The organism is Streptomyces sp. JJ36, from assembly GCF_021696945.1.
Lineage (GTDB): Bacteria > Actinomycetota > Actinomycetes > Streptomycetales > Streptomycetaceae > Streptomyces.
In genome coordinates, this window is the sequence record NZ_JACYHE010000114.1 from 1 (window position 1) to 11,686 (window position 11,686).

Below are 11,686 nucleotides of genomic sequence, written 5' to 3' on the forward strand. Positions count from 1 at the left end.
CGCGGCCGGCGAGGCCGCCGGCGCGGCGCGCGACCCCGGGTCCGGCCGGCCGGCGGAGACCGCAGGGCCGGGCGACCGTTCCGGCTGCCACCCCGCACCCGGAGAGCGCCCGGCGCCCGGTGGCAGCCCGTCGTCCGGGAAGCACCACGGACCGGGCGGGCGTCCCGGAGACGACGACCGCCCCCGGGGCGACGGGCCTCCGCAGGACGACGGGCCGTCCGCAGAACGCCCCGCCTCCGGCAACACCCCGGAGCCCGGCGACACCCCCGGGCCCGGCGACCGCCACGCCCGGGACCGGGCCCCCCGGCCCGGCCCCCCGGGCACCGGCGACCACACGCGGGCCCCGGACACGGCCGGTACGGACGACGGCCAGGGCGGCGCGCGGGCGCGGGAGCCCCGGGAGCAGGGCGTGGAGGGCATCGACAGCGACGAACCGCTGCTGCCCGCCCGGGTGCACCGCCCCTCCGACCTGCTGCGGATGGCCCTGGGCCTGCTCGGCATCGCGCTGGTGCTGACCATCGCCGCGTTCGCCCACGGCACCACGGCGGGCCTGGAGGACGACGTCAAGAAGGGGACCGAGCAGGCGCCGGCGGTGCTCATCAGCATCACCGGACTGGCCTCCAGCGTCGCGGTGCTGCTGGTCCCGGTGGCCTTCGCCATCGAACGCCTGATCAAGCGGGACGGGTTGCGGATCGCCGACGGGGTGCTGGCCGCGGTGCTGGCACACGGCGCCTCGCTCACCGTCGACCTGTGGGTGACCGAGGCGGCGCCGGGTTCGATCCAGGACGCACTGACCAAACCGCTGGCGGACGGCGGCGTCACCACTCCCGTGCACAGCTATCTGGCCCCGGTGATCGCCTACATGACGGCGGTCGGGATGGCCCGCCGTCCCCGCTGGCGGGTGGTGCTCTGGGTGGTGCTGCTGCTGGACTCCTTCGCGGTCCTGGTCGCGGGCTACTCGACACCGTTCTCCATCGTGGTGACCGTGCTCATCGGCTGGACGGTGGCGTACGGCACCCTCTACACGGTCGGCTCCCCGAACGTGCGGCCCACCGGCCAGACGTTGCTGGCCGGCCTGCGCCGCGTCGGCTTCCACCCCGTCAGCGCGGTGCGCGACGAGGACCCCGAACCGCCGGACGAGGCCGGTCAGCGTGACCGCGACCACGACCGCGGGCGCCGCTACCTGGTCACCCTGGAGGATGGTTCGCCGCTGGACGTCACCGTGGTCGACCGCGAGCAGCAGGCGCACGGCTACTTCTACCGCGTCTGGCGGCGGCTGGCGCTGCGCGGTCTCACCCAGCGCCGGAGCCTGCAGTCGCTGCGCCAGGCGCTGGAACAGGAGGCGCTGCTCGCCTACGCCGCGATCTCCGCCGGCGCCAACGCGCCCCGGCTGATCGCCACCTCCGAGCTCGGCCCCGACGCCGTGATGCTGGTGTACGAGCGGATCGGCGGCCGCCCGCTGGACGCCCTCCCGGACGAGGAGGTCACCGACGGGCTGATGCGCACCGCCTGGCGGCAGGTGGAGGCGCTGCAGTCACGGCGCATCGCCCATCGCCGCCTGGTGGGGGACGCCCTCCGGGTGGATCGTGCCGGCAGGGTCTTCCTCACCGACCTGCAGAACGGCGAGATCGCGGCCGGCGACCTGGTGCTGCGGATGGACGTGGCCCAGCTCCTGACCACCTTCGGGCTGCGGGCCGGCGCCGGGCGGGCGGTCACCGCGGCCGTGGACGTGCTCGGCCCGGACGCGGTGGCCGACAGCCTTCCGCTGCTCCAGCCGATCGCCCTCAGCCGCAGCACCCGTACGACGCTGCGCCGGCTCGCCAAGGAGCGGGCGCAGCGGGAGCGGCAGGCGGTGCTGGAGGCCTCCCGGCACCGCAAGGAGGCCCAGGGCGAACGGCCCGCCGGGCCCGACGACCGGAAGTCGCTGCGGGCCGAGAAGCACGCGGAGAAACGGGCCCTCGACGAGGCGCTGGAGGAGGCCCGCGAGGAGGACCTGCTGGCGCAGATCCGCGGCCAGGTACTGCGGGTCAGGCCGCAGGCGCCGGTGGAGCCGGCCCGGCTGGAGCGGATCCGGCCGCGCACCCTGGTCAGCTTCATCGCCGGTGCGCTGGCCGCGTACTTCCTCATCGGCCAGCTCAGCCATGTCGAGTTCGGCCAGTTGGTGGGCGACGCGGACTACGCCTGGGTGGCGATGGCACTCGGCTTCTCCGCTGTGTCCTACCTGGCGGCGGCGGTCGCACTGCTGGGCTTCGTCCCCGAGAAGGTGCCGTTCCTGCGCACGGTGCAGGCGCAGGTGGCGGGGTCGTTCGTGAAGCTGGTCGCCCCCGCGGCGATCGGCGGCGTCGCGCTGAACACCCGTTTCCTGCAACGCGCGGGGGTACGCCCGGGCCACGCGGTGGCCAGCGTCGGCGCCTCCCAGCTCTTCGGCCTGGGCAGCAACGTCGTGCTGCTGCTCACCTTCGGCTATCTCACCGGCACGGAGCACACGCCCACCCTGTCGCCGTCCCGCACGGTGATCGCGGGGCTGCTGACGGCGGCCGTGCTGGTGCTGATCGTCACGGCGATCCCGGCGCTGCGGAAGTTCGTCTCCGACCGGGTGCGGTCGCTCTTCGCCGGCGTGGTGCCGCGGATGCTGGACGTGGTGCAGCGGCCGCGGCTGCTGCTCTCCGGGGTGGGCGGCACGCTGCTGCTGCCGTTCGCCTTCATCATGTGCCTGGACGCCTCACTGCGGGCCTTCGGCGGGAACGAGATCGGCTACGCCACCCTCGCGGTCGTCTTCCTCGCGGGCAACGCGCTCGGCTCGGCCGCGCCCACCCCGGGCGGTCTGGGCGCCGTGGAGGCGGCGCTGATCGCCGGGCTCATCACCTTCGGGGTGCCCAAGGAGATCGCCACGCCGGCCGTGCTGCTCTTCCGGCTGATGACCTTCTGGCTGCCGGTGCTCCCCGGGTGGCTGGCGTTCACCCAGCTCACCCGCAGGGAGGCGCTCTGACCGGCGCCGCCCGGAGAAGCCCACGGACCGGGCGCCGCGGCGCGGGAGGTCCCGCGCCGCGGCGCCCGGTCCGGGTTCGGATCCCGTCGGGTGCCGGGTCAGTAGACCGGCTTCCCGGGCTCGATCTGGTTGACCCAGCCGATGACGCCGCCGCCCACGTGCACCGCGTCCGCGAAGCCGGCGTCCTTCAGGACGGCCAGCACCTCCGCGGAACGGACGCCCGTCTTGCAGTGCAGGACGATCCGCTTGTCCTGCGGGAGCTTCCCCAGCGCGTCGCCCATCAGGAAGTCGTTCTTCGGGATGAGCCGGGCGCCGGGGATGGAGACGATCTCGTACTCGTTCGGCTCCCGGACGTCGATCACGTCGATGTTCTCGCCGTCGTCCAGCCACTCCTTGAGCTGCTTCGGCGTGATGGTGGAGTCCACCGCGGCGGCCTGCGCCTCGTCGGAGACGGCGCCGCAGAACGCCTCGTAGTCGATCAGCTCGGTGACCGTCGGGTTCTCGCCGCAGACCGCGCAGTCCGGGTCCTTGCGGACCTTGACCTGCCGGTACGTCATCTCCAGGGCGTCGTAGATCATCAGCCGGCCGACCAGCGGGTCGCCGATGCCGGCCAGCAGCTTGATGGCCTCGTTGACCTGGATGGAGCCGATGGACGCGCAGAGCACGCCCAGCACCCCGCCCTCGGCGCAGCTCGGCACCATGCCGGGCGGCGGGGGCTCCGGGTAGAGGCAGCGGTAGCACGGGCCGTGCTCGCTCCAGAAGACGGACGCCTGCCCGTCGAAGCGGTAGATGGAGCCCCACACGTACGGCTTGTTCAGCAGCACGCACGCGTCGTTGACCAGGTAGCGGGTGGCGAAGTTGTCCGTGCCGTCCACGATCAGGTCGTACTGGGCGAACATGTCCAGCACGTTGGAGGAGTCCAGCCGCTCCGCGTGGATGTTCACCGTGGTGTGGGGGTTGATGCCCAGCACCGTGTCCTTGGCGGACTCGGCCTTGGGGCGGCCCACGTCCTGCTGGCTGTGGATGATCTGGCGCTGCAGGTTCGACTCGTCGACCTCGTCGAACTCGACGATGCCGAGGGTGCCGACACCGGCGGCGGCGAGGTACATCAGCGCGGGAGAACCCAGGCCACCGGCGCCCACACAGAGCACCCTGGCGTTCTTCAGCCGCTTCTGGCCTTCCATCCCGACATCCGGGATGATCAGGTGGCGGGAGTACCTGCGGACCTCGTCGACGGTGAGCTCGGCAGCCGGCTCGACCAACGGTGGCAGCGACACGAAGACCTCAACAAAGGTGGTCGGTTAACGGGGTCTCCCCAGGCCGGGAGGCCGTGGGGACGGCGTCCTCCCCGGGGCCCGGCGGGCCGGGGAGAGCGCTGTTCCTCTCGTAACACTGCCACGGGCTGTCTCATTCCGAGACACCTGGTCCGATGCGCGAGACGATGTCGTCCCAGTAGCCGGGCAGGGCGGACCAGGGCGCGGTGCCGCCACACGGGGTGCGGTCGGTGAACCACACGGTGCCCGCGCCCTGCCAGCGGGCGATGCGCAGCGCCTCGTCCAGGTGGGTGCCGGGCACCCCGTGCACCAGATGGCAGAAGCGCTCCGGCGGGTGCCCCGCCGTCCAGGGCGCCGCCTGCGACCAGCGGTAGTCCGGCCAGCCGCCGGAGAAGGTGACGAGCTGGTCCGCGCACTCCGCGTACCGCGGGTCCGGGTGGGTGCCGTGCTCCAGCACCAGCGGCCCGCCGTCGCTGAGCGCCCGCAGCGTCCGGGCGATGCGGCTGGTCGCCGCGAGCCGCCCCGGGTCGGAGGGGCAGTGCGCCAGGTAGAAGCCGTCCACGTCGTACCAGTCGAGGAAGCGGCGGGCGTCCGCGACCAGCTCTCCGAAGGGCCGGGAGCCGCCGCACAGCTCCAGCAGGCCCAGCACCGGAGCCGGCGACCCGGCGGCGCGCAGCCGCGCCGCGCCGGCCCGGCGTACCGGGTCCGGCCGGTCGCCCGGGCCACGCCGCACGTCGAGCACCGCCCAGTGCAGCGGCACGCCCGGGCGGGCCAGCGCCTCCCACACCCCCGGGTCCGGCCCCGGCCGGGGCCGGACCGGCGCCCCCAGGCCGAGGGCGCCCGCGGGGGTGACGGCGCGGGCGGCCCGGGCGGCGACGCCTGCGGCGGGGCGGAGGTCCGCGGCAGGCGGGATCAGATGCGGCATGCCGCCTCCATCCAGATGTCGGCGAGCGACTCCTCCAGGCCGATCCGCGGGCGCCAGCCCAGCCGGTCCCGGGCGGTGCGCACGTCCGCCTGTTGCCAGCTCCCGCAGCCGTCCGGATACGGCAGGCCGCCGGCGCCGCCGAGACCGCTCCCCGGGCCCTCCAGCTCGTGCAGCGCGCCGGTGTAGCCGGCCACCCGCGCGAGGACGGCCGCCGCGTCGCGCAGCCGCACGGCCCGGCCGGTGCCGATGTTCACCACGCCCTGCGCCGCGGAGAGCGAGGCCGCGTGCACCGCACGTGCGATGTCCCGCACGTCCACGAAGTCCCGCTGCGCGGCCAGGCCCGGCAGCTTCAGCTCGCTGTCGCCCTGCTGCATGGCCCGGCGCATGGCCTCCGCGAGCCTGCCCATCGGCGAGCCTGCCGGGGTGCCCGGCCCGAGGGGCGAGAAGACCCGCAGCACCACGGCGTCCAGGCCGGAGCCCAGCACCAGCTCGGTGGCGGCGAGCTTGCTCACCCCGTACGGTCCGCCGGGGCGCGGCACGGCGTCCTCGCCGGTGGAGGAGCCGGGCTGCGAGGGCCCGTACTCGGCCGCGCACCCGACATGCACCAGGCGGGCGGTGCAGGCGCTGCGGCGCAGCGCCTCGCAGACGGTGGCGGCGCCGACGGTGTTGTGCCGGGTGAGCTCGCGGGCGCCGCCGCGGGTGGCGCCCGCGCAGTTGATCACGACGCCGGGGTGCACCGCGTCCAGGAAGCGACTCAGGGCTCCCGGGCTGCCGCTGGACAGGTCGAAGCGGACGTCCGCGTCGTCGCCGCGACCGAGGGCGGTGAGCTGCACCGCGGGGTCCGCGAGCAGGCGGTCCGCGACATGGCGGCCGAGGAAGCCGTGGGCTCCGATCAGCAGCACTCTCATCGTGCGGCCTCCCGGAGGTGTGTGGTGCCGAAGGGCGGCTGAGCGGTCATCGGTGGTGCTCCTCGTGGTGTGTGCACGGAGTGCACGGGGGGATCGGACAGTTCGGTAAGCGCCGGCGGGGACGTACGGCGATCACGGTCACGGAGGTCACGCTCACGGGGGTCACGGTCGTCACCCGCCCCGCCGCCGGCCGGCGCCGCGGTCGTGGGTGTCCCGGCCGTGGTGGGCGGAGGCCCCGGTGAGGGCGCGGAAGGCGTACGCCAGCAGTCCGAGCGCGGCGGCGGCGCAGGCCGCCGCGGGGACGACGGAGGGACCGTGGGCGGCCACCGCCTCGGCGACGGGGCGGGCCAGCGGACCGGCGCCGGGAAGAGGCGCGGGTCCGCCACCCGCGGACGCGGAACCGCCGGTGCCCGCGGCGCTGCCGCCGCGCCCGGCGAGCACGGCGCCCAAAGCGGCGGCGTGCAGCACACAGGCGGCGCCCGTACCGGCCGAGGCGGCGCGCGGGAAACCGTGCGCCAGCAGCAGCAGCGCGGCGAAGAACAGCGTCGCCAGGGCCACCGTCGCGGCCTGTGTGGCGGGGGGCGGGGGCGGCACGCCACGCCAGACGGACAGGGCCTGCCCGGCGGCGGCCTGCACCCCGTACAGGGCGCCGGCGACCAGCAGCACCGTGAGGACGAGCACCGGGCGGACCCGGGAGGCGAACTCGCCCAGGCTGCGGCTGGTGCCCAGGGTGCGCCGGGCGCGCGCGGCGAAGAACCACGCGCCCCAGCAGATCGGGGCCACGGCGAGCGCCAGGGCGAGCGGCACGCTCGGCGGGGCGAGCGCCGGCGCGGCGCCCCCGGACCGCGGTGCCCCGTTCAGCAGCCCGGCGAGCAGCCCGTCACCGTACAGGGCGTAGCCGGACAGCCAGCACGCCCAGAGCAAAGTGAGCCCGGTGCGGGAGGCGCCGCGCAGCGCCGGGCGGAGCGCGAGGTGCAGCGCGAGGAGCGCCGCCAGCCCGCCCAGCACGGCGACGGCGAGCCGCAGGTGCGGCCGGTCCGGGGGCAGCCGGTCCGGGGCGGCCAGGGTGGCGGCGCACAGGGCACCGGGCAGTACGGGGAGCAGGACGCGGGCGGCGACGGCGGCGCCCCGCGCCGCCCCGGCGCGGGCCGGGGACGCCGGGGTGGCGGGTCCGGGTCCGTCCGGGCCGCCGGGCTCACCGGGCCGCCGCTCGGCGGCGCGCGGGACCCGCGCGAACATCTCCTCGGCGAGGGAGAAGACGTCCCGGTGCCGGTAGCGGGCGGCCCCGCGGTCGGTCAGCCCGTGCGCCTCCAGCGCGGCCGCGATCTCCAGCGGGTCCACCGCCCGTGCGCACAGTTCCCGGTGGTGATGCATGAGCCCGCGGACCGGGTCGGCGGGGCCGCGGCCCCGGGGGGTGTCCGCGGGGCGCCGGGCACCGGAGGGCTCCGGCCGGGCGCCGGGCGCCGGGGGGTCCGCGGGGCGCCGGCCTGCGGCTTCCGGAGCGCCGGCGGCCACCGGACTCCCCGGCCGCCGGAAGACTTCGCGCCGCCCGGCAGCGTCCACGGACCCCGCCGGCTCCGGACCACCGGCCGCACGGCCCGCAGAGGGCCCGTCCGGGACACCGGCGCCCCCCGGGCCACCCGGCGTACGGGCGGCCCGCCGGGCCCCGGAGGCGTCCGTACCCCGTCCGCCCGCCGGTCCGGTTCCGCCGCCGGAGGCGGCGTTCCCGGGCGGGGAGGGCAGCTGCAGCGCGGACGTGGCACACCGGCTGGCCGGGTCCGGGGGCGCGAACATCCCGGTCACGGGGTCCCCCGCGCCCGGGACGGTGTCCGGATCGTCCCCGGGCATGCCGTCACGGTCGGCCGGCGTGCGGTCCGCCCCACCGGTACGGCCCGCCATGGGTCCGCCCTCCGTGCCGGCGCCCGGGGCGGAAGCCGCGGCGGGCGGGGCGTCAGCGGCATCGCCCGCCGGCGGGGAGCCAGGGGCGGGAGGAGGCGGGAGCTGGTCGGCGCCGGCGGGGCGACCCGCCTCGGGCCAGATCACCTCGGTCCCGGTACGGGGACTCCGCTCCCCGGTCGCTTCCCCGGTCGCCTCCCCCGTCGTGTCCCCGGCCGGCCGGGCCGGCGCGTCGACCAGGGTGCGGGAGCGGGAGTCCCAGGCGCCCGGGCTCACGGGACCTGCGGGAGCCGGCGCCGCCGGTTCCGGGGCCCCCTGCTCCGGACCGGGCCGCCGCGCGGGCTCCGGGCGGCCGGTCATACGGCGCCCTCCCGCCGCCGGGCCCAGCTCGGCCCGGGGCTCCCGAGCCGGGCCGCCAGGCGCGGTCCGGAGCTCCGGCTCGTGGCCCCGGCCGCCGCCGGGCTCCCCCCACCGGCCCACCGCCCCGGCACGTGCGACTCGGCGGGCCGCCCGAAGGGCAGCGACCCCCCGGAGCCTGCCCGCGTGCTGTGCGACATCAGCTCCAGGTAGATGCCACGAAATGCCTCGGTGTTCTGTTCGACGGTGAACAGTTCGAGCGCCCGGGCCCGCGCCGCCGCGCCCAGCCGGGCCCGGCGCGCGGGGTCGCGCAGCAGCGCGAGGCACGCCTCGGCCAGCGCCCGCGGGTTGCGCGGGGGCACCACGAGCCCGGTGCCGCCGATGACCTCGCAGACCGCCCCCACATCGGTGGAGACCGTGGCGCGACCCGCGAACATCGCCTCCACCAGAGAGACCGGGAAGCCCTCGACGACGCTGGAGAGCACGACCACGCTGCCCGCCGCGTACGCGTCCGTGAGGGCGGGCAGCGCGGGCCCGCCCACCTCCTCGAAGGAGACCGGGTCCGCCCCCGCCGTTCGGGCGTCCGCCGCCTCGTCCGGGAAGAGCCGGGCGGCCAGCGTGCGGCAGTGCGCCGCGTACCCCGCGGCCTCGGGCGGACCGCCCGGCCGGGACGCGACGATCCGGAGGCGCGCCCCGGGCAGCACCCGGCGGACCTCGGCGAACGCGTGCAACAGCCCGACCAGGTCCTTCGCGGGCTCGACCCGGCCGACCCAGACCAGGGTGGGGACGCCCGCGGCCGCCGGGTCCACCGCGTCCCGCGCACCGGCCGCCTCCTCGCCGGCCGCCGCGAAGGGCGCCGCGTCCATCCCCGGGTAGACCGTGCGCAGGCGTTCCCGGGGCGCGCCACACCGCTCCTGCCACCGCCGGACGTGCGTGTTGCCCGGCGTGACGAGCTGCGCCCGGGCGTACGCCTCGCGCGCGAGCCGCCCCTGGAAAGAGGCGAGCAGGGCGCGGACGGGGGCGCCGGCGACTGCCGGGGCGAGCGTCCCCGCGGGACCCGTCGCGCCGCTCAGATAGTGCTCCCGCAGCCGGACCCCGTACTCGGTGACCAGCAGCGGCGTGCCGTGGAAGCGGCGGGCCAGCAGCCCCGCCAGGGCGGCGGGACCGGCGCCCACGGCGTGGCAGAGGTCGGCGGCGGCCAGTCCCGCGCCGCCGCCCCCCGCCTCGAACCAGTCGCAGGAAAGGGGGCGCAGGGCGCGCTCCAGCCGGTCCGCCACCGCGAGCACCTCGGCGACCTGCACGGAGTGCACGGCGCGCAGCGCACCCCGGGCCCGGCAGGCGGACTCCAGGAGGCGGACGGCCTGCTCGGAGCGGAGGGCGGCGGGCAGGCCGCCCTGCTCGCGGGCGAGGGCGGCGAGCCCGTAGAGGCCGCCGGCGAAACGGTCCGCCAGGCGCTCCGCGGGGGCCGTCCGGCCGGCCGCGCTGCCCGCTTCGACCGCGCCGGCCGCGCCCCCGGCGTCCGCGCGGTCTGCGCCCGCCCCGCCAGGCGGCCGCTCCCTCTCCTGCTCGGGGTCGGCGGTGCAGACCGCCGACGCCAGTTCGGCGAAGCACTCGGCGAACCGGCGGCGCTCGCGCCGCCCGGTGAGTCCGCGGGCCGCGGCCCCCTCCCGGTGCCCGCCGGGTGCCGGGGCGGCGCCCCAGAGCGGTGCGACGCGGACGTGCCCGACGTTCTCCGGCAGCGCGCACCAGCCCGCGCGCTCCTGCCGCTCACCGCGGCTGAGCGCGTACACCTCGAACTCGTGCCCGGGCAGACCGCGCAGCAGCCGGTCGCACCAGAGCACCGACTCACCACGCGCGAAGGGATAACCACCCTCTGTCAGCAACGCGACGCGCACGAACGCACCCCCGGTCCACTCCGTCACGGGCCACTGGCGTACCGGCGCAGTGGCATGTGCGGACGACGGTAAGCACGCGCCCCGGGGGTGCGGCGGACGGTTGTCCGTCGCACCACCGGAAGGGGTGAACGGCCGTGACTTTCCCGGTGTCTGTCCGTTCGGGCCCGCTGTCTTCGCTCGGGCCAGATCGCCGGCGGCCGCCTCGCCCGCGCGGGGCGACGGCTCCTCAGGGCGAGGGGTACGGCCAGGCGTTGGGCCGGCAGGTCGCCGCGCCACTCGTCAGCGTCTTCGTCTGCTGCATCATCACCGGCGCCAGGGCACCGTCCTCCGGGCAGAGCAGATGCCCGCGCCCGAGCCGGTGCCCCACCTCGTGGTTGATGAGCATCTCGCGGTACTGGCGGATGCGGTCGTCGCCGAAGGTCCGCGACCCCTGGGCCCAGCGGTAGGCGTTGATCATGATCCGCTCGGTGGCCGCCGAGTCGCAGGAGACGTTCTGGACCGTGGTGTCCAGACCCGACTTGGCGCACCACACCCCGGTCGTGCCGGGACTGGCCAGGGTGATGACGAAGTCGGCCTCGCCCGAGGCGACGCGCTCGAAGCTGCGTTCGCCGCCGTGCGCCCAGCTACGCCGGTCGTTCAGCGTGGTGTGCACGGCCTCCGCGAACAGCTCCGCGTCCAGCGGCAGGTCGTCCTCCACGTCCACCCGGTAGCGCAGCACCCGCCCGTCGCCCGCGCCCTCGGCCCGGCCGCCGACGGCGCGGAACGAGCCGGGGCCGCTGAGCTCGGGGTCCAGCGGGACCACGGCGGACATCTTCTCCGCGTAGGTGAGCGGCTGCGCCTGGGGCTCCGGCGCCGTCGAACGTGGCCGGGAGCGGGAGGCGCCGTCGCGCTGCCCGGCCTCCTCCGGGCGGTCCGTGCCCGCCTCCGGGCCGGTCGCCCGGGTGGCACGGCCGTGGTCGTCGCCGGTCACCTGCCCGGCGACGACCACCGCGAGCACGGTGGTCACGGCGGCAGCCGCGACGCCGGTGAAGGTGCGGCCCTTGGAGTGCCGCTCCGGCCGGGGCCGCGCTCCGTCGTCCTCGTCCGCCGCCGGCCCGCCGCCGGCCGGCCCCTCCTCCGGAGGCGGCTGCCGCCGGCCGGGCACCCCGGCGCCGGGCGGCACGGAGCCAGGCCGGGCCGCGGGGTCACCGGCGGGCGCGCGGCCCGGGGCCCCGGCGGCGAACACGTCGTCGCCCGGGGCGTCGAAGGCGTCCAGATACTCCTGGCGCGGACCCGGTATGCGGCCTGCCGGGGCGCCCTGCGCGGGCGGGGAGCCGGGCCCGGGGGGCGCCGGGCCGCGTTCCGTGCCGGTACGGCCCCAGCCGCCGCCGGGTTCCCGGTGCTCCGGGTGCCCGCCACGGGCCTGCGGCGAGCGCGGGGCGCCGCCGTCCGGCCGGGGCGCG

General features: G+C 77.1%; 7 protein-coding genes. 1 reads left to right on the forward strand and 6 read right to left on the reverse strand.

Going from position 1 to position 11,686, the window contains the following annotated elements; genetic code table 11:
* Positions 1–2,989 (forward strand): lysylphosphatidylglycerol synthase domain-containing protein (locus HOY81_RS25835; protein ID WP_237323125.1); only part of this gene is annotated, 2,989 nt, incomplete at its 5' end.
* Between the two features lie 98 nt (positions 2,990–3,087).
* Here HOY81_RS25835 and moeZ read toward each other — a convergent pair.
* The 6 genes from moeZ to HOY81_RS25865 all read right to left on the reverse strand — a co-directional run.
* A complete protein-coding gene (gene moeZ, locus HOY81_RS25840) occupies positions 3,088–4,266 on the reverse strand; it encodes an adenylyltransferase/sulfurtransferase MoeZ (protein WP_237323126.1) in 1,179 nt (392 codons plus the stop codon).
* 130 nt (positions 4,267–4,396) lie between these two features.
* Positions 4,397–5,188 (reverse strand): spherulation-specific family 4 protein, encoded by a 792-nt coding sequence (locus HOY81_RS25845; protein WP_237323127.1) that lies wholly within the window; start codon positions 5,186–5,188, stop codon positions 4,397–4,399.
* Positions 5,176–6,096, reverse strand: a complete 921-nt coding sequence (locus HOY81_RS25850; protein ID WP_237323128.1) for an NAD(P)-dependent oxidoreductase — start codon at positions 6,094–6,096, stop codon at positions 5,176–5,178. Before HOY81_RS25850 ends, HOY81_RS25845 begins: the two co-directional genes overlap by 13 nt.
* Before the next feature lie 171 nt (positions 6,097–6,267).
* Positions 6,268–7,470: a hypothetical protein gene (locus tag HOY81_RS25855; protein WP_237323129.1), complete on the reverse strand. Its 1,203-nt coding sequence runs from the start codon at positions 7,468–7,470 to the stop codon at positions 6,268–6,270.
* Between the two features lie 878 nt (positions 7,471–8,348).
* Complete coding sequence (locus HOY81_RS25860; RefSeq protein WP_237323131.1) at positions 8,349–10,244, reverse strand: DUF3492 domain-containing protein; 1,896 nt, start codon at positions 10,242–10,244, stop codon at positions 8,349–8,351.
* Positions 10,245–10,470: 226 nt separating this feature from the next.
* A partial coding sequence (locus HOY81_RS25865) for a DUF3152 domain-containing protein (RefSeq protein WP_237323130.1) occupies positions 10,471–11,686 on the reverse strand: 1,216 nt, incomplete at its 5' end.

Bases quoted from the DNA above. Each gene is read 5' to 3' on its own strand.
- HOY81_RS25845 (WP_237323127.1), bottom strand. From the start codon at position 5,188: ATGCCGCATCTGATCCCGCCTGCCGCGGACCTCCGCCCCGCCGCAGGC.
- HOY81_RS25850 (WP_237323128.1), bottom strand. From the start codon at position 6,096: ATGAGAGTGCTGCTGATCGGAGCCCACGGCTTCCTCGGCCGCCATGTC.
- HOY81_RS25855 (WP_237323129.1), bottom strand. From the start codon at position 7,470: ATGCATCACCACCGGGAACTGTGCGCACGGGCGGTGGACCCGCTGGAG.